The 18,481-nt window shown below is 65.4% G+C and carries 10 protein-coding genes; 1 reads left to right on the forward strand and 9 read right to left on the reverse strand.

Annotated elements, in window-relative coordinates:
• Nucleotides 1-115: 115 nt before the first annotated feature.
• On the reverse strand, nt 116-4,714 hold the full coding sequence (locus WC969_06955) for an RHS repeat-associated core domain-containing protein (protein ID MFA6029573.1): 4,599 nt from the start codon (nt 4,712-4,714) through the stop codon (nt 116-118).
• 347 nt (nt 4,715-5,061) lie between these two features.
• Between WC969_06955 and WC969_06960 the strand changes: the two genes are divergently transcribed.
• Nucleotides 5,062-5,910, forward strand: coding sequence for a transposase (locus WC969_06960; GenBank protein MFA6029574.1), 849 nt, complete (start codon nt 5,062-5,064; stop codon nt 5,908-5,910).
• Between the two features lie 618 nt (nt 5,911-6,528).
• On the opposite strand, the gene WC969_06965 is transcribed toward WC969_06960, so the two are convergent.
• From WC969_06965 to WC969_07000, 8 genes are all read right to left on the reverse strand, one after another.
• On the reverse strand, nt 6,529-7,206 hold the full coding sequence (locus WC969_06965; GenBank protein ID MFA6029575.1) for a hypothetical protein: 678 nt from the start codon (nt 7,204-7,206) through the stop codon (nt 6,529-6,531).
• Nucleotides 7,207-7,683: 477 nt separating this feature from the next.
• Nucleotides 7,684-8,796: a sn-glycerol-3-phosphate ABC transporter ATP-binding protein UgpC gene (ugpC, locus tag WC969_06970; protein MFA6029576.1), complete on the reverse strand. Its 1,113-nt coding sequence runs from the start codon at nt 8,794-8,796 to the stop codon at nt 7,684-7,686.
• A gap of 10 nt (nt 8,797-8,806) precedes the next feature.
• The gene (locus WC969_06975) at nt 8,807-9,667 is read right to left on the reverse strand and encodes a carbohydrate ABC transporter permease (GenBank protein MFA6029577.1); all 861 of its coding nucleotides are present in this window, start codon (nt 9,665-9,667) and stop codon (nt 8,807-8,809) included.
• A 20-nt stretch (nt 9,668-9,687) separates the two neighbouring features.
• Entirely contained in the window at nt 9,688-10,899 is a 1,212-nt protein-coding gene (locus WC969_06980; GenBank protein ID MFA6029578.1) for a sugar ABC transporter permease, read from the reverse strand.
• Nucleotides 10,896-12,167, reverse strand: a complete 1,272-nt coding sequence (locus tag WC969_06985) for an extracellular solute-binding protein (protein ID MFA6029579.1) — start codon at nt 12,165-12,167, stop codon at nt 10,896-10,898. The genes WC969_06980 and WC969_06985 overlap by 4 nt, the downstream gene beginning before the upstream one ends.
• 22 nt (nt 12,168-12,189) lie before the next feature.
• Nucleotides 12,190-15,195, reverse strand: a complete 3,006-nt coding sequence (locus WC969_06990) for an alpha-amylase family glycosyl hydrolase (protein ID MFA6029580.1) — start codon at nt 15,193-15,195, stop codon at nt 12,190-12,192.
• A 270-nt stretch (nt 15,196-15,465) separates the two neighbouring features.
• On the reverse strand, nt 15,466-17,001 hold the full coding sequence (locus WC969_06995) for a sodium/solute symporter (GenBank protein MFA6029581.1): 1,536 nt from the start codon (nt 16,999-17,001) through the stop codon (nt 15,466-15,468).
• The gene (locus WC969_07000; protein MFA6029582.1) at nt 16,998-18,449 is read right to left on the reverse strand and encodes a glycoside hydrolase family 3 N-terminal domain-containing protein; all 1,452 of its coding nucleotides are present in this window, start codon (nt 18,447-18,449) and stop codon (nt 16,998-17,000) included. The genes WC969_06995 and WC969_07000 overlap by 4 nt, the downstream gene beginning before the upstream one ends.
• Between the last annotated feature and the right edge of the window lie 32 nt (nt 18,450-18,481).

The raw sequence follows: 18,481 nt of genomic DNA on the forward strand, positions 1-18,481 counted from the left end.
AATCCAAAATGCAATTACAGGGAGCAGAACATACCAAGTGAATCTTTCGGCAATCGATTGCATCGGAGTCGGATTCATTAAAATACCTTCCCAATTCTCACACTTCCGCAACTGTTCATTGGATAGAGTACGGACTGCTTTCTCGACACACTGGCTTTACGTAACCATAGTTGTAATAGAATCGACCTCCCATGCGCACACTCCGATAATAGAGCGTCGCCCACGACTGAGCAACGCGATTCATTCCAGCTGTATTTTGCATGCACCTATAAAACTCATCATCACAGCTTTGTCTTGTCCGGCCTCCTGGATCCCCATCTAGATAACACGGATCATGGCCCCCACAACACTGACGGAAATCTTTCCCCCCATGAGTCTGTAAAAATTCTGGGCCTTCTCCTCCTGGGCCACAAGGATTGGCCTGTTTGGGTCCATAGAAAAGTATTACCGGATACCGATTACGAATATCTCCCCACCCAGGAGGCAAGTCTAGCGGCATAAGACCTAATGGATCGGTGTAGTTCCCTGGAGAATTTGAGACGTACTCGTATAAATTGCCCCGCCTCGCATGTACATACAGGTTCATATTCCCATTTGCGAGCCCTATCGGGTCTTCCTGACCAAATCGCCCAATACGCGGATCATATCCCTGTCGATACCGAAAGTCATACTGCCCCCGTTCCTCATCCCACTCCCTTGCCGTGAATGCATACAGACTCCCCGTAAACGACTGGCCCGAAGTCGTCGGCGTGCCGCGCAGATCGATGAACACCGGCTTGCCGTAGGCCTCGTACTCGACGCGCTCGACGAGGTTACCGTTGATGTCGCTGTGCGCGATGATGGAGCCCAAGCCGTCGGCATGCATGAGGTACTGCGAGCCGTCGGCCTTCGCGATCCCGAGCGGCTCGTCGATGCCGGGGCCGTGCAGGAACACGGCCAGGAACTGATTGTCGCCGTCCAGCATCGCCAGGATATCCTCGTTATCGTAGACGTAGCGGACGATCTGGCTCGCCAGGGTGCCGCTGGACTTCTCGATTCTCCGACCCAGGCCGTCGTACTTGTAGTTCCAGACCGTCCCGTCGGGCAGCGTCACCTGCGTGAGCTGGTTCTCGGCGTCGTAGGCATAGGTCGTCGTCTGATGCGAGAGCTTCCCCGTCGCCCCCGTCAGGTTGCCGTTGTCGTCATGCGCGTACTCATACTCGCTGTCCTGAGTGATTCGGTTGGCGGCATCGTACTGGTAGCCCGTGCGCACGGCGTCGGCCGTCCGGTTACCCACCGCGTCGTAGGCGAAGGTCTCGGCCTTGGTCGCAAGGTTGCTCGCGGCGGGGTGATTCGCCCCTGTCAGCCGGTGGAGGTTGTCGTAGGTGAAGACGTGCTCTCCGGCGGCGTCGGTCATGGTGTTCCGGTTGCCGGCCGCATCATAGGTATAGGTGACGCTCGCGAGCACGCTGTTGTCGCTCACCCTGAGGTGCGTCACCGAGAGCAGTTGTCCCGCCGCGTCGTACGCATAATCCGTCCGGGTGCCGTTGGGCAGGGTCATGTGCGTGCGGCGGCCGAGGGCGTCATAGTCGAAGAGGGTCTGCCGATTAAGTTGATCGGTGATCGTCTTCAGCCGGTCGAGCTCGTCGTAGGTGTAATTCAGGGTCAGCCACGGAGAGGCCATCAGGATGCGGTTGCCGTTCGCATCGTAGTCGTAGCCCAGCAGGACGGTGTGCCCCCCGGGCAGGGTCTGGACCGTCTCGCTCACGCGATTGGCCGGGTCGTAGGTCATCGCCACGACGCTGCCGTTGGGGTGCGAGACTCTCTTGAGGTTCCCCACGGCGTCGTACTCATAGCTCAGCGCCGGAGTCCCGGGCAGGGTCTTGCTGATGAGCCGATCGAGCGGGTCGTACTCGAAGGAGATGGTCTGTTCCTTGGCGTCGAAGACCGTCTTAAGATTGCCCTGCTTGTCGTAGCTGAAGCTCTTGGACTGGCCGAGGGCGTTGGTGACGGTGTTCAGCCGCCCCGCCGCGTCGTACCCGAACCCGGTCGCATGGTTCTTGGCGTCGGTGACGGTCTTGAGCAGGCGCGCCTCGCGGCCGGGGTCGTAGGCGTAGCGGGTGAGGCCGTTTAAGGCATCCTTGACCTCCGTAAGGTTGCCCATCGCGTCATAGGAGAACTCGGTGCGCTTGCCCGCGGGGTCTACATTCGCGACCAGGCGGGAGAGCTCGTCTCGCTGCAGCTGCGTCGTGCGCTGGAGCGAGTCGGTGACGCTTATGAGCGCCCCGTTGCTGTTATAGTCGAAGAGCGTGCTCCCATGCGCCGCGTTGTTAATCTGCTTCGTATGGCCCTGCGCGTCATAGACCATCTGCGTCGCGTTCCCGAGCGCGTCGACGACCTCGCTCAGGTTCCCGTTCGTGGGGTCGTAGTTCAGCGTCGTGGTATGCTCACGCGCGTCCTTGATCGTGCGCGGCTGGTTGAAGGCCGTTTCATAGGTGAGCTGCACCGAGTGATTCAAGACGTCGTAGGCCTTCGTCACGTTGCCGTTGCCGTCGAACTCGTAGTGAGTCGGGTTGTTGCGCGCGTCGTTCTGCAGGACGGCGTTCATGTTGGGGTCGTAGCCGAAGGCGCTGACCCCGCCGGCGGGATCCTCGATGCGCACGGGCTGCTTGAGTCCCCCGCGCGACTTCCACTCATAGACGGTCTGGCGGCCGAGGGCGTCGGTGAGCACCGTGCTGGAGGCGTGATAGGCGTAGGTCTGGAGGTGTTCCCCCCCGTCGTCCGACTGGCTGAGGACCCGACCCTCCACGTCATAGGTGTATGTGCGCTTGCCGCCGCTCGGGAAGGTCACCTGGGTCAGGCGATGCGCGGAGTCATAGGCGTAGCCGGTCATGTCGCCGTTGGGGTCCGTCTCGCTGACGCGGTTGCCCTGGGCGTCGTAGGTATAGCTCGTCGAGCGTCCGGTCGAGTCCCGGACGACGGAGATCCGTCCGTTGGTCCCGTAGCTGAAGGTGAGGTAGCGGCCGTGGATGTCGGTGAGTTTGAGCAGACGGCCGTTGGCGTCGCGCTCGTAGTTCAGCGTGCTGCCGTTGCGGTCGGTCAGCAGTGCCGGCAGGAAGATGTTCTGGACGCCGAGGCGGTCGAAGCGGATGCTCGTCCCGTCCTTCTCGCTCAGGAGGAAGCGGCTGGGCATGCCGTCGGAGTCCATCTGCTGCGCAAGCAGGCTCGTGTAGGTATTGATGGGGCGCACGTAGAGCGGCAGACCGCCCGTGCCCTGGCCTGAAACGAAATAGACCAGCCGCCCGCCCGTCCCGTCCGCCCAGGTCACCGAGCCCCCGGGGTTCGCGTACAGCGTCTGGTCGTGCTCGGTCACCCAGCCGTAACCCCAGCGCGAGTCCTGGGCGCCCTGGCTGTTGTGGCTGGCCGACATGCGCAGGGCGGGTGAGCCCTCCGCGAGCCAGAGCATCACGGAGTACTGGTTGAGCTCACCTTCAGCGAGGTTGACCCCGCCCGTACAGCGGGGGTCTCCCTCGATGCTCTTGAGGTTCGAGAGCGTCTGTTGCTTCAGGAAAATCATATGCCCGACCGCGGCATTGACGTTCCCCACCAGATCGGTCGCCTCGACGCGAACGATCCATTCCCCACCGTCCTTGGGGACAGTCGCCCCGGAGATGGTGTAGCTCCAGTCGGCTTCCTTCCCCGCGATGCCCGGCAGCGCGATCTTCGTCTCGGCATCGACGAAATCCGCCCCGTTCCAGTACTTGTGCTCTTTCGTGTCGAAGATGCTGAGCTCGACCTTCTGGATGCCGTAGTCGTCGGTCGAGGATCCCACGATTGGCCGGAAGACCCCGTTGACCTCGACGCTCGACATGGTGGTGAACGAGATGAGCGGCGGCTTGCCGTCGACGTAGAAGGTCCGGGCCTCGTCGTTCGACATGTGCCCGGCGCAGTCGGACGCGAAAGCATGGATCGTTATCGTCGATCCCCAGAGATTCTTCAGCGGCACGTCCCATTGCGTCGTTGCGAAGCCGGGATGGTAGATGATATCCGAGACCAAGGCCGGATTCGTGTTGGGTGTCATGGGGGGCAGAAGATGGACCTGGCCTTCCGAGTCGGTCCAGGTCATGCTGCTACCGATGGTACAGAGCATGATCCCGTCGTCCGCGGACCCATGAAAGGTGTCGCTCGCCGAGACGACCGTATTCGTCAGGGCAAGGGGATGCTGGACAGTGACTATGGGAACATCGCGGTCGACGTAGAACGACTCCGTCAGATTCCCTGCGCTGCAATCCTCGACCTTGCTGTTGTTGCTCGCGTCGTAGCTCGCCAGGGATACGCCGATCGAGTTCGTATGCGGGCCCGTCGGGAGCGCGCTGTAGTCGCATCTCCAATACGCGCTGCTGAAGTTGAGCATGCCGACCACGCACGAACCGGCGGAAGCCGAGATGCCTCCGTCGATATACGTCTGCGTACCCGGCGGCAGTCCCGACGGCGGCACATTGGTGATGAAGAGCCCACCCTGCACGGAAGGGCCGATGGGCGGGACGGGGGAATCGCCGAGTATCCGTCCGTTGGCTACGGCATGCAGGACGTCTACGCTGCAGACCGCGCGCAGATCTCGCGGCAAGGCAGCGGAGAGAAGAAGGAGGAGGGAGAAGCTGCCGATACTCCTGAGGATGCAGGAATAGGCAAAAAAGCAGAAACGACCCAGTGTCGTGTTCCTCGGCGCGAACAAGCCACACCTCTGCGTCAGTAAGATGTGCTGCCCGGCGCCGTCCGCTGCGGATTCGCGCCGTCCACTTCTACTTCACGACCCTCGACCGCATTGTAACCGCAGTCACTTCCGTCCGATCATTGCGACCCTGCGCTGTAGTTTATAACTCACCCGCAAATTTCTGTCAAGCGAATTCGCGCAAGTCATTCATTCAAACATCAAAAACATAACCCCCCAATCCCCCGTCGAGCCCCGACGAGCCCTTCCCCGGTGCCTGTCACTCTCCTAATGGAACTAACAGTTCTCTCACAACGGTGCCTGTCACTGAACTAATGGAACTAAATCACCCTGCCGCGCGTAGTCTGGGCATGGGCAGACCTCGACGCATCCATTTTCCCGGGGCGGTCTATCACGTCTTCTCCCGCGGCAATGCGCGGCAGAACATCTTCCTGGAAGACTCGGACTACCAGATGTTCCTACTCCTGCTCGCAGCCGAGAAGAACCGATCCCCCTTCGAGCTCTTCGGATATTGCCTCATGCCGAACCACCTGCACCTTCTCATCCGCGTCGCCAAGCAACCGCTACGCATCATTATGAAGCGGATCCTCGGGCGCTACGCGCGCTTCTTTAACATCCGCTGCAAGCGTACAGGGCATGTGTTCGAGAGCCGCTACAAGGCCCCCCTATGCTGCGACGACATCTACCTCAAAGAGCTTCTCCGCTATATCCATCTCAACCCCGTGAGGGCGGAGCTCTGCTCCCGTCCCGAGCAGTGGCTCTGGTCGAGTCACGCACACTACCTGGGGATGAGAGCGGAACCCTTCGTAGACTCCGCCTTCCCCCTCTCGATGTTCGGCAATGACCCTCGAATGGCACGGAAGTTCTACGCGGACTTCGTATCAGAGGGCCTGGACTGCCCTCCCCCCTTACTCACCGAGGACTTGCCCGAGATTCCCCATCAGACCCCTACTAAAGGGAAGGAGGTACTGGATCTGGCTGCATTAGCCGCTCGTATCGAGCGTAGGAGAGGGCTCGGGGAGGACGTTCTGCGCGGGCCATGCCGCAGCAGGGAGGTCGCGGCGGCTAGAAAGGAATTCGCGATTGAAGCCTACGCCTGCGGCTTCGGGCCCGGAGCCATCGCCTGCTTCATCGGCCGTTCCTGCTCGGCCGTATGTCGGATGGTCCGCCCACCCGGTTTAGTTCCATTAGTTCAGTGACAGGCACCGGGGTTAATCACCTATTCGAAATGCAATCCCCCCCAAATCACTCCCGGAACTAGGCTCGGGCTCTAAAATTGAAGCCTTAGACCATCCATCGCAATGTCCTCGCCCCGCAGTCGTCACGTTATGATGGTTAATCTCCCAATTCCAAGCACCCTCTGTATGAGACAGCCCCGCAAACCAATCATATTTCTGCATCGGGCCACCGGTGTCAAATAAGTTTGGGTTTCCGCTGTCATCCATGGGCCACCACCAACCAGTCCAAGGCCATGGGTGCATTGACTCCGCAGACTCAGTAAAAGGCATTGCGGTAATAGGGGTCAGTACCAATACACAAAGCAGAATCGAAGCGATTGGGAAACGACGTCTCATCGGGATAGTGACAATCATGGGATTGTCTATTTACTACGATTAACTTCTTGCAAAAAAATCGAGAATAATGGTTTCGATCAAAATCGTAATAGAGCGGCCACGGAAACTCCGGTGTCCATATTTGGCGGATAATTCTCGAATTTGAATCTTTGTGCTGCAATTCGACGTAGTAACATGGGCCATGCAAAGCAGATAACAACGTAGATTTCCCCTTAAAATACGCCGTGACATTTTCAATGCGTTCTATTCGCGCTGCCTGGGGACCATTTTTTTCCGACTCTCTAGGCGTACTTCTTTACCAGAATGCTGGGGGAGACTCGCACTAATGAAAGCTCGGCACTCCTTCCCACTAAACGGCTTCACGCTTTGCGAGTACTCTTCCACATAACTATGCCGCGGGAACCGGAATGCCTGCGTTAATTCGCCGCCATCCTTTTCAAGCCTAAGCGGGAAAACTGGACTTGGGGAATCGTGATCATCTAGAGGATAATCCTTGTCATAGAGCGCGTTGTAGAATTCTTTAACTGACGTCTCTTTAAACTTCCCTTCGTAATAGTCGTAATAAATGGATTTTGATAGACGCAAACTGGGTTGTTCGTAGTACATCTCCAACTTACTTTCTGCGAAATCATCTTCGCGCGTTTTCTCAATCACTACATACTGTTTCCCGTTAATGCTTGTGGTTTTTGCGACGGTGTATTTCCATGTTGCAGGACCGCCCCAATCATCTCCCGTCGAGGATAGATATCCTTGCATGACCCACGAATCTCCAATTTTCCAAACGGGCGACCATGCAGTTGGGAGCAAGTCTGACTTCTGCGTGGCACTTACAGACAGTTGTTGTGCCCGTATCGTCGCAATGTTAATCAGAAAGAAGTAAAAGGCAATACAAATAAGATACAGAGATTTTGATTTCATCATCATATTCCTCGCTCGGCATTCAGTGCCTGAGGTCAACTTAAGGGAATTGGTGGATAGCGGAAGACCGACATTCCCGCGGGCGCAGGAATAGGCAGAAAAGCAGGCATACGCCAGCGTAGTGTTCCTCGGCGCGAACAAGCCACACCTCTGCGTCAGAGAGAGTGCCTACGATAATTCCCGCAGGCCTGAGCGGGATGGATTTCGATTGCCGGCAAGGCGCGAGGAGCGAGGATAGCGTGCGCTATCTGAGCGACGAGCAACGCCGCCGACGGTCGAAAGCCGCCCGCCCTTCGGGAGGCCCGATTCCGGCCGAGCTCTTCGTTGCTCCTCGCTTACATAGCTCAAGCTATGCGCGCTCGTCGCGCCTCGACCTCGTCTCAGACTCGGGCCTCCCAGGCCTGCGGGAATTATCGTAGGCACTCTGAATGTGCGGCCCGGCGCCGTCCGCTGCGGCTCTGCGCCGTCTGCGTCTGCGGCTCAGCGGCCGTCTTCGCGGGACTCGGTGGGGATGCGCTCCTTGCTCGCCTTGTCGAAGAGGTGCGCGCGGGCGGGGGTGAAGCGCAGGTGGACCTGCTGGCCGGGCTCGGGGTCGAAGGAGGCGTCGACGGTGGCGAGGAGGCGGCTCTCGCCGACCTTGAGGTAGAGGTTGCGGCGGTGGCCGAGCAGTTCGACGACCTCGACGCCGGCGGCGGTCGCGTCCGCGCCGCCCGAGAAGGAGACCTGCAGGTCGTCGGGACGCAGGCCGAGCACCACGGCCCGGGGCTCGGAGAGGGCCTTCCCGGCGTCCAGGAGCCGGGGCGCCGGCACGTCCATGACCGCGTTGCGGAAGCGCGGGCCCTCGGGGCCCTCGAGGAGCTGGCCGTCGACGAAGTTCATCGTGGGGCTGCCGATGAAGCCCGCGACGAAGAGGTTCGCGGGACGGCAGAAGACCTCCTCGGGCGTGCCCACCTGCTGGATGCGCCCGCCGTTGAGGATGGCGATGCGGGTGGCGAGCGTCATGGCCTCGACCTGGTCGTGCGTGACGTAGAGGATCGTCGAGTTCAGGCGCTGGTGGAGCTTCGCGATCTCGATGCGCATCTCCTCGCGCAGCTTCGCGTCGAGGTTGCTCAGCGGCTCGTCGAAGAGGAAGACCTTGGGCTTGCGCACGATGGCGCGCCCGATGGCCACGCGCTGGCGCTGTCCGCCGGAGAGCTGGCGCGGCGTGCGCGCGAGCAGCGGCCCGATCTGCAGGATGGCGGCCGCCTCCTTCACGCGCGCCTCGACCTCGGGCTTCGGCATGCGCCGCAGGCGCAGCCCGAAGTTCATGTTCTCCTCGACGGTCATGTGCGGGTAGAGCGCGTAGTCCTGGAAGACCATCGCGATCTCGCGGTCGCGCGGCGGCAGCTCGTTGACGACCTGCTCGCCGATGGCGATCTCGCCCTCGGTGATCTCCTCGAGGCCCGCGACCATGCGCAGCAGGGTGCTCTTGCCGCAGCCGGAGGGCCCGACGAGGACCATGAACTCGCGCTCGGCGACGTCGAGGCTGACGTCGTGGAGCACCTCGACGTCCTTGTAGCGCTTGGAGATGTTTCGAAGAGTGACGGTTGCCATTAGGGGTGCCTCATCCTTTCACGCCGCCCAAAGTCAGGCCCGAGATCAGCCATTTCGAGGAATAGAGGAAGACGCCGAGCACGGGGATGGTGACGAGGATGGAGGCGGCGGCGAACATGCCCCACTGCGTCAGGTACTGACCCTGCAGCTCGAAGAGGCCCAGCGTCCAGGTGTAGCGGTTCGCGTCGGTGAGCACGACCCGCGCGACCAGGTACTCGTTCCAAGCCTGGGTGAAGTTGAAGAGGAAGGCGATGGCCAGCGCGGGCGTCGAGAGGGGCAGGATGACGCGCAGGAAGGCGCCGAAGCGCGTCGTGCCGTCGACGAGCGCGGCCTCCTCGAGCGAGCGCGGGATGGTGTCGTAGTAGCCCTTGAGGATCCAGATGCTGAAGGGCAGCGAGGTCACCGAGTAGGCGATGATCATCCCGAGATAGGTGTTCACGAGCCCCAGGCGCATGATCATGAGGAAGAGCGGCAAGAGGAGCATCGAGGCCGGGATCATCTCGTTGCCGAGCAGCATCGTCAGGCCCGTGCGCCGGCCGGGGAAGCTGAAGCGCGAGAACGCGTAGCCGGCGAGCGCGGCCAGCGAGACGCCGAGCAGCGCGGTCGTGCAGGTGATGATCAGCGAGTTCCACAGCCAGAGGAGGAAGTTCGTCTCGTGGAGCACCTTCGCGTAGGAGGCGAAGCTCGCGCCCGTGGGGATGAGGGCGAGCTCGGTCGAGACGATGCGGTCTCCCGGGCGCAGGGAGACCGAGAAGATGCGCAGCAGCGGATAGACGCAGAGGAAGGAGGCGAGCAGCAGCCCGGCGTGGATGAGGACGGCGGTCAGCGGCCCGCCCGTCGGGCGGCCCGCGGCGTGCTTCTTGAGCCCCATATCAGGGTGCTCCCATGAAATCAATCACGCTCATAGACCGACTCCGTGCCCTTGGTCGCCTTCAGCCAGGCCATCGAGAAGGCGAAGAGGATGAGGAAGATGACGATGGCGAAGGCGGCGCTGTAGCTGTAGCGGTAGTAGGTGAAGGCCGCCTTGTACAGGGCCGAGACGAGGATGTCGGCGTCCTCCGTCCCCCCCGCCTGCCCGGTCACGAGGTAGATGACGTTGATGTTGTTGAAGGTCCAGACCGTGCCCAGCGTCACCGCCGGCGCGAGCACCGGCTTGATGAGCGGCAGGGTGATCATGCGGAACTGCTGGAAGGCCGAGGCGCCGTCGATGGCGGCCGCGTCGTAGTAGTGCTGGGAGATGCTCTGCAGTCCGCCCAGGATGACGACCATCATGAAGGGGATGCCGAGCCAGACGTTGATGATGGCGCAGGTCAGGAAGGGGTGCAGGGTCAGCCACTGCACCGGCGCGACGCCGAGAGAGGAGAGCCACGGGAAGACCGCGAGGAGACGGCCGATGAGCACGTTGATGAAGCCGTACTGGGAGTGGAACTCGCCGCGCATGGCGAGCACGGCCACGACCTGCGGCATCGCCCAGGGGACGACGAGCAAGGTGCGGTAGAGGCCCTTGAGGCGCAGCTTGCGGTTGAGGAGCAGGGCCAGCGCGAAGCCGCCGACGACGTGAAAGAACACGTTCACGAAGGTCCAGCCGAAGGTGCGCAGCAGCAGGCGCCAGAAGGTGACCTCCGAGAGCGGCGAGGAGGTGAAGACCTTCCCGAAGTGCTTGAGCCCGACGAAGGGCAGCTCGCCGGTGCGGCTCCAGTGCAGGATGGTCGTGAGCTTGAGGTCGTGGAAGGCGAGCCAGACCTCGAAGCCGAGCGGATAGATGATGAGGATGGCGAGGCCGAGCACGCCGGGGGCGAGCAGCATGTAGGGCAGCGCCCAGCGCCCGCGCACGACGAACTTGAAGAGCGCGGCCAGGGCCGCCTCGAGGGCGAAGGCCCAGAGCCCGACGCGGACGACCGCGCCGGGAGCGCCGGCGGTCAAAGGCAGGGACCCCAGGACGACGAGCGCCGGCACGGCGACGAGCACGGCGGGGAGGAACCAGGCGCGGTCCCAGCGATGGAAGTGGACCCAGAGATAGGCCTCGAGCACGGCCACCGCCGCGAAGATGACGAGGGTGAAATGGAGGACCTGGAGCACCGAGGCGGCGAGGATGGCGCTCATTCGTTCATCTCGGCGATCTTGGCCGCCGCCTCCTTCTGCATCAGCGCCGCCGCGGCGTCGGGCGCGATCTGGCCCGAGACGGTGCGGCCGTAGACCGGGCGCATCGCGTCCCAGACCGCGCGCATCTCGGTGGCCATGGGCATCGGCTTGCCGACGAGGAGCTGGTCCATCGAGGCGCGCAGCACGGGATTGTCCATGATGACTTTCGCGTGCGCGGCCCGGCTCAAGGCGGGCAGGCGCTTGAGGGCCTTCACCTGGGCGATCTGGCTCTTCTCGCTGACCATGAACTCGACGAAGCGCCGCACGAGCTCGAGCTTCTCGCCTTCGAGCTTGGAGCTCAGCATGAAATACTTGCCGCTCACCATCGGGCTCGGCCAGCGCCCGGTCTCGTCCACTCTCGGGATGCGGGCGGCGCCGAAGTCCTTGCCGAGCTGCGTCTCATAGGTGGAGAGCGCCCAGTCGCCGTTGATGATCATGGCGGCCTTGCGCTCCTTGAAGAGCGCGTCCATGCAGTTGTAGTCGCACTCCTGCGGGACGATCTTCCGCTTGTCCTTGAGGTCGAGGATGAAGGCGAGGGTCCGGCGCATGGCCGGCGTGTCGAGGGTGGGGGTGCGGCCGTCGATGGGCCAGCCCCCGAAGGCGCCGAGCCAGGGCGCGAGCCAGAAGGGCTCGTTGAGGAAGAAGGCGAGGCAGTGCTGCACCGTGCGCGCATCCGCGCTCCCGGCGCCCTTCTGCTGGATCCTGCCGCAGAGGTCGTAGAGCTCGCTCATGCTCTTCGGCGCCTCGGGGACGAAGCTCCGATTGTAGAAGAGCATGAGGTGGTTGCCGTTGGACATCGGCACCCCCCAGGTCTTCCCGTCGAGGGTGATGGCCTCGACGACCGGTTTGTTGAAGCGGCGCATGTCGAAGAGGGCGTCGGTCGGATGGATGAAGCCCGCGATGCAGTAGATGCCGGCCGGGTCGGAAGGGCTCAGCAGGAGGTCGGGCGGCGTGCCCGCGATGGAGGCGGTCTGGAACTGCTGGCGCTGGTCCTCCGTATGGAAGTGGGTGCGCACGACGCGGACGTCCTCGTTGCCGGGGAGCTTGCGGAACTCCGCGAAGAGTCCGTCGAGGAACGGGGCGACGAAGGCGTCCTCCTGCTCCCAGAGCACGATGGTGCGCGCGGCGGCGGCGTCCTCGCTTCGGCTGCGGCAGGAGCAGAGAGGGATCAGGAGGATGAGGAGGAGCGGAAGGAGGACGCGGGCGCGAGGATGGTCCGGGGAGGGCATCGCGGGAGGATTCTACCCTTTTTCAGGAACCCGCACGCCAACCGAGCTGCAGCGCGAGGGCCCGACCCGCGTAAAAGAACCCCAGCGCGACCCACCCGAACGGGAGGAGCGTCGCGAGGAGCAGCCAGAAGGCCTTCCCGAAGCGCTTCGGCGCCGGCGCGGGGTCCTCGGCGCCGGCCCTCTGGGACAGGACGGCGAAGGCCCCGGCCTTCTGCCGGGCGGCGGGCAGGGTCGCGTCGTCGGAGACCTCCTCGATCTCGAGGACGTGGGCGCGCCCGCCCTCGAGTCCTACGGAGAGGCCCTCGCGCAGGAGCTCCGCGCCCGTGCGCACATAGGTCTTCGGCGTCCCGTCGGCGGAGAGGTCCACCCTGTCGCGCAGGACGTAGGTCCGGTCGCCGCGCGGCTCGAAGGCGCCGAAGGCCTTCAGCACCGGCTTGCGCAGGCGGAAGCGGCCCCAGGCCTGTCCCTCGGAGAAGTTGGCCGCGACGAGCACGGCCTTCTGCCGGCCGTCCGCCTCGTCGTAGCGGCCGACGGTCCAGGCGACGATGGGCGTGCCGCCGGCCGGCTCGAGCACCTCGGCGGCTCCCTTCTCGAAGAGCTCGCGGTACCGGGCCGACTGCTCGAGCATCGCGCGCACGAAGCCGCCGTTCTGCGCGTCGTACTCCTTCCAGTTGAGGGAGACGGGGATGTCGAAGGGGATGGACTTCTCGCGGTCCACCGACTTCGAGAGGTCGGCGAGGAGGTTGCGCGCCTGGCCGACGCCCTGCTCGACGCCGTTGTAGATGAGCACGGGGCGGAACATGAGCGCGGTGGCCGCGGCCGCGCGCACGACCCGGCCGAACTTGTCGAAGGGGTTCCCCTCCCCGCCGTCGTGGGTGCCGAGGAAGTTCACCATCGCGGCGCCGCCCTTCTGCCAGGCGCGGAAGACGGCGTTGCGCAGCGCGGCGCGGATGCGCTCGGCGTCGCGGCTGACCATGGCGTCGTAAAGCCCGTTCTGGCCGAGCGAGAGGTCCTGATCGGCCTTGTTGTAGATGCCGTCGGAGCCGGAGCGGCTGATGTCGGTCGCGAAGGAATAGACCTCGTCGATGGCGAAGGCGGCGGGCGTGCGGCTCTTCACGTCGTCGGTGAAGTCCTGCCAGAACTCGGTCGCCCCGATCGCCTTCGCGCGCGCTCCGAACTCGGTGAAGAGCCGGTCCATCTCGGCCTTCGCCCACGGGGCGAGCGGCCAGTTGCGCTCCGCCTCGAGGTATTCCGTCCACTGGGGGAAGAAGCGCGCGTTGGCCTGATAGTACGCCATGTCGCGCCGGACGGCGTCGATGCCGAAGTCCTCGAAGAGCCGGTGCGCCTGCTCGATCTCCCACGCCCGCGCCTCGGGCCGCGAGTAGTCGATCTGCACCATGTCCACCCACATGCCGTCGGCGTAGTCGGTGCGGGGATGGTGGACGAGGATCTTCTTGTGGACGCGCCTGCCGTTCTCGGGATAGTTGTCGGTCTCGACGAGGTAGAAGAGCGGGGAGCGGTCGCCGTAGGGCTTGCTCGGGATGGCGGCCTGGATCTCCTGGTCGCTCAGGTCCTGGGGAGGGACGATGTGCAGCGTCGCCTCGGGGCGCTGGGCGACGAGCTCGCTGTCGATGGAGGTGTGGTTGGGGATGAAGTCCGTCATCACCTTGAGGCCCGCGGCGTGCGCGCGCCGCACGAAGTCGCGCAGGGCCGCGTCGCCGCCGAGCTCGGGCTTGACCCGGTAGCCCGTGAGCGCGTAAGGCGAGCCGCCGCCCGTGCCCCAGCGCCGGATCTTCCCGATCTCGAAGATGTCGAGCAGCCAGACGACGTCGCCGTGCGTCTCGGCGCGGATGCGGGCGAACTCCGCGTCGTCGATGGACTCGAAGAAGTTCTTCCCGGGCTTCAGGCGGTTGTAAGCCCGGGCGAGGATCATGTAGATGCCCGCCGAGCGGCCCCAGGCGGCGCGGTCGAGGAGGTGCAGGTCGGCGCGCAGCTCCTTGAGCGCGCGGGTGAGGACCTCGTTCAAGCGTCGGTTGGTCTCGGCGGGGGTGAGCCCGGCGCCGCGCAGGTCGGCGAGCTCGCGGCGCAGCGGCGCGGTCCAGGCCGCCGGGGAGAGCAGGGCGTCGAGGTAGTTGAAATAGTTCTCGACCTGGCCGGCCGAGAAGCCCGCGCCGAAGGAGCGCTCGTTCTCGAGCTTGCTGTAGAAGAACCCTTCGAGCCCCGCGCCGCGCGCCTTCGCCACGGCGCCGTCGGGCTTGCGGAAGCCGAAGGGCTCGATCGTCCGGCCCTTCGGCGCGGTGCCGTCGCCGAGGACCGCCTTGAGCTCCTTGAGCTTCGCGTACTCGTCGGCGGGGCGACTGTCCTGGCCGTCGCCGGAGAAGCCGAGGGCGTCGGCGAAGCGCGAGAGGAGAGAGCGGCGCGGGGAATACGGGGCCACCGCAACGGCGGCGTCCGCTTCCCCGGAGGCGGAACGGCGGCCGTCGAAGAACCGGCGCAGCTCGCCGCCCTTCCCGACGCTCTCCGTGCCGGAGAGGCGCCGGCCGAACGAACGCAGGGTCGGGAGGACGCCCTCCTCAGCGCCGGAGCGCTCCGCGGACGCGGGGGGGACGGACGAGGGAGAGGACGGGACTCCGGGAACCTGGACGAACGCGACGGCGGCCGGAACCGTCCGTACCGCGGCACCCGCGGGCTGCGCGGTCGGAACCTGCGCGTTCGGCAGGACGAGCGCGGCCTGCGCGGCGGGAGTCGGCGCCGTCCGCACGGTCGGCGCGAGCGACGGCAGCGTTCCGAGCGCGAGCGGCAGGACGGGAGAGAGCGGGGCGTTCAGGCCGACGGCCGGCTGGACGGAGACCGCGACCCCCGCGGGCGTCGCGGCAGGGGACGCCGTCACCGGCGCCTGCGAGACCGTCTGGGCGCGCGCGCCGCAGACGAAGAAGCCCTGCAGGAGCAGGGCCGTGAAGGGGAAGAGAGAGCGCCGGGCCGGACGAGGCCGGACGGAAGGGATCTCCGCGCGCAGGTCGTTCTCCATCTCCCCCGGATTGTAGCCCCGCGGGGAGCGGGAAGCATGGGTCGTGAAGACCTATAGAGGTAGATATTAGTCCCATGCCGCTCTGGGACCTAAGGGCTGGTTCCTGCCGCTCGTCCTGCGCGAGCGCCCCTTCATGGGCACCGTCTGGTATGAGAACGGGAAAGCCGCGCGGCACTGGATAGAGGAATTATAACGCCAGCGATAAGGTCTTTCCTTTCCCCCCCTCGAGAGGGGGGCGACAGACTTATTGAACGGGATTCGGGGAGCGACCTAGGCGTCGGAAGCGCCCTTCACTTCAGGCGGCAGGTCTCCGCCCCCGTCGAGCACGGGGGAGAGCAGCCGGGCGAGCCCCATCGTCCCGAGCGTCCCGATGATGATGAGCCAGCTCCAGCCGAGCGGCAGGATCTTCTTCTCGGAGAGGATGAGCAGGGTCAGGTTGATGCCCGACATGGTCAGCATCGCGACGATGTTGGCCCGGTTCGAGCGCTTGCGCGTGAGCAGGCCGAAGAGGAACACCCCGAGCAGCGAGCCGTAGGTCACCCCCCCGATCTTGAAGGCCAGCCAGAGCATCTTGTCGTAGGAGCTGAAGGCGTAGGCGATGAGGGCGAGGAGCAGCCCGAAGACGCCCACGCAGACCCGCGAGACGAAGAGGTAGTGGCGGTCGTCGGCGTCCCTGCGGAGCAGCGGCCGGTAGATGTCGGTGACGAAGGACGTGCTCAGGCTGGCCAGCGGGGAGTCGATGGAGGCCATGACGACCGCCGCGAGGAGGCCGCCCCGCAGGAACGCGGGCATCGCCTGCACCGCGAAGTGCGGGTAGACCTTGTCGAGCTCCTTGGGCAGGGCCTGCTCGGGGTGGACCTGGTAGAACGCGTAGAGCGCCGTGCCCACGGCGAGGTAGAGCGAGAGCACGCCGAAGGAGGCGAGGATGGTGTAGATCATCGTGCGCTGGCTGTCGCGCCGGGTCTCGACGGCGAGCAGGCGCTGCGTCATCTCCTGGTCGGTGCCGAAGGCCGCCATGGAGCCGAAGAAGCCGTTGAGGATCGCGATCCAGAGGATGTTGGGGTCCGAGAAGAACTTCACGAGGAAGCCCGCCTCGCTCGGAGAGGGCCCCCAGTGGAAGAAGTTCAGGCGCCCGCCGGCCTCCGCGACGGAGAGGACCGTCGGCAGGCCGCCCTGCACGGAGTGGCAGATGAAGACCAGCGTGGCGACCCCCGAGACGACGAAGACGAGCGCCTGGAAGACCCCGGTCCAGACCACCGAGAGCATGCCGCCGAAGCCGATGTAGGCGATGCCGACGAGGGTGAAGCAGGCGAGCGAAGGGACGAGGTGCCAGCCGAGGAGGACGGAGACCGCCATCGACGCGGCCATCAACCGCACCCCCGAGCCGAAGAGGCGTGAGACGAAGAAGAACGCGGAGGCGGCGTACTGGGTGCCCGCGCCGAAGCGGTGGCGCAGGTATTCGTAGATCGTCGTGCACTCGTAGCGGTAGAAGGCCGGGATGAAGAGGAAGGCGATCGTCAGCCGCGCCGCGGTCGAGCCGAAGAAGAACTGCGCGTAGTTCCAGTTCTCGCGGAAGGAGGTCGCGGGGATGCCGATGATCGTCATCGCGCTGATCTCGGTGGCCACGAAGGAGAGCATCGCCGCCCACCAGGGGATGCGCCGCCCGCCGAGGAAGAAGTCGGAGGTGGTGCGGCTGCCGCGGCCGGTGCGCCAGCCGATGAAGCACATCACCCCGACGCAGAGCGCGACGAGCGCGTAGTCGGGCCAGGTCAGGACGGTCCCCGTCGGCAGATAACTCTCGTTCATGGTCGTCTCCCGAGACGGTTCAAGCGGACCGGCATCCTCCCGGGGGCGGGAGCGCGGCCGGCGAGGACGCGCGCGGCGGCGCGCTGCGCGGCCTCGATGCCGGTGAAGGCGCAGAGGCCGACGCTCCAGCGCGGGAGCTCGTCGAAGACGAAGGGGCTGCCGAAGCTCAGCAGGACCGCGCCCCGCTCCCGCGCGAGCGCACCGCGCAGGCGCGCGAGCGCGCGTCCCTCGAGGCGGATGCGCCCGCTGTAGGCGCGCGGCCGCAGGAAGACCGCCGCGGCGAGCGGCTCGGGGCCGGGGCCGCGGAAGGGACGCGCGCGTACGCCGAGGCGGCGGAGCTCGTCGAGGAAGAAGCGGCCCCGGGCGGGACCCTCCTCGGCCTCGAGGTAGCGCAGCGCGCGCGGGGCCGGGGCCCTCGGGCCGAGACGGACCATCGCGGCGCGGGCGATGCGCTCGGCGGCGCGGCGGTGCGCCGGGCAGCCGACGACGCGGCGCCAGTCGGCGGGCCGGCGCGCCGGGACGCGGGCGGCGAAGGACTCCAGGCGCGCGAGCGCGCGGTCCGCGGCGGCCCGCAGCCTCGGGTCGGACTCGACGAGCCGCGGCAGGGAGCGGGCGAGCGCGCGCGGGTCCTTCGGGACGAGGAGGACGTGGGCGCCGGCGAGCAGCGCGAGCCGGGCCGCCTCGGTCTCGTCGAAGCGCCGCGAGATCGCCCGCATGTCGAGGGCGTCGGTGACGACGAGCCCGCGGAAGCCGAGCCGGCGGAGGACCCCGTTGGCGCGAGGAGAGAGCGAGGCGGGCAGGCCCGCGTCGAGCCCGCGGACCCGCAGATGGGCGAGCATCACGGCGTCCGCGCGCGGGCCGAGCCGCGCGTACGGGGCGAGGTCGCGCCGCAGGGCCGCCGGTCCGGCGGGCACGAGCGGGAGCTCGAGATGCGAGTCGCCGACGGTGCGTCCGTGCCCGGGGAAGTGCTTGAGGCAGCCGAGCGCGCCGCCCTCGCGCAGGCCCTCGAGATAGGCGGAGGCGAGCCGGGAGACCTCGACGGGGTCCTCGCCGAAGGAGCGGACGTTGACGATGGGGTTGGCGGGCTCCACGCAGAGGTCCACGTCCGGAGCGAGCACCCAGGCCACGCCGAGCGCGCGGGCCTCGAGCGCCGTGACCCGGCCCTTGAGCCGCGAGAGCGCCGCGTCGCCCGAGGCGCCGAGCGCCATGTTCGGGGGCAGAGCGGTCGCCCCCCGGACGTGGGAGGCCGCTCCGTCCTCGTAGTCGGCGCAGAAGAGCAGGCCCCCGCCCGAGCGCGCCTGCAGGCGGCGCGTGAGCGCGGCGACCTCGGAGGCCTTCCCGCCGTAGAGGCAGAAGCCGCCGACCCCGGCCTCGACGAGGCGTTCGGCCTCGGCGGGGTCCTGTTCCCCGACCTGGAAGCCCGGGAAGATGACGCGGTTGACGCGCATGAGAGTCTGAGGATAGCAATCCCGGAAAGTGT

The organism is Elusimicrobiota bacterium (assembly GCA_041660925.1).
Taxonomy (GTDB): domain Bacteria; phylum Elusimicrobiota; class Elusimicrobia; order UBA1565; family UBA1565; genus JBAZUV01.

Bases quoted from the DNA above. Each gene is read 5' to 3' on its own strand.
- WC969_07000 (MFA6029582.1), bottom strand. From the start codon at position 18,449: ATGCGCGTCAACCGCGTCATCTTCCCGGGCTTCCAGGTCGGGGAACAG.
- WC969_06975 (MFA6029577.1), bottom strand. From the start codon at position 9,667: ATGGGGCTCAAGAAGCACGCCGCGGGCCGCCCGACGGGCGGGCCGCTG.
- WC969_06960 (MFA6029574.1), top strand. From the start codon at position 5,062: ATGGGCAGACCTCGACGCATCCATTTTCCCGGGGCGGTCTATCACGTC.
- WC969_06965 (MFA6029575.1), bottom strand. From the start codon at position 7,206: ATGATGAAATCAAAATCTCTGTATCTTATTTGTATTGCCTTTTACTTC.
- ugpC (MFA6029576.1), bottom strand. From the start codon at position 8,796: ATGGCAACCGTCACTCTTCGAAACATCTCCAAGCGCTACAAGGACGTC.
- WC969_06990 (MFA6029580.1), bottom strand. From the start codon at position 15,195: ATGGAGAACGACCTGCGCGCGGAGATCCCTTCCGTCCGGCCTCGTCCG.
- WC969_06985 (MFA6029579.1), bottom strand. From the start codon at position 12,167: ATGCCCTCCCCGGACCATCCTCGCGCCCGCGTCCTCCTTCCGCTCCTC.
- WC969_06995 (MFA6029581.1), bottom strand. From the start codon at position 17,001: ATGAACGAGAGTTATCTGCCGACGGGGACCGTCCTGACCTGGCCCGAC.
- WC969_06980 (MFA6029578.1), bottom strand. From the start codon at position 10,899: ATGAGCGCCATCCTCGCCGCCTCGGTGCTCCAGGTCCTCCATTTCACC.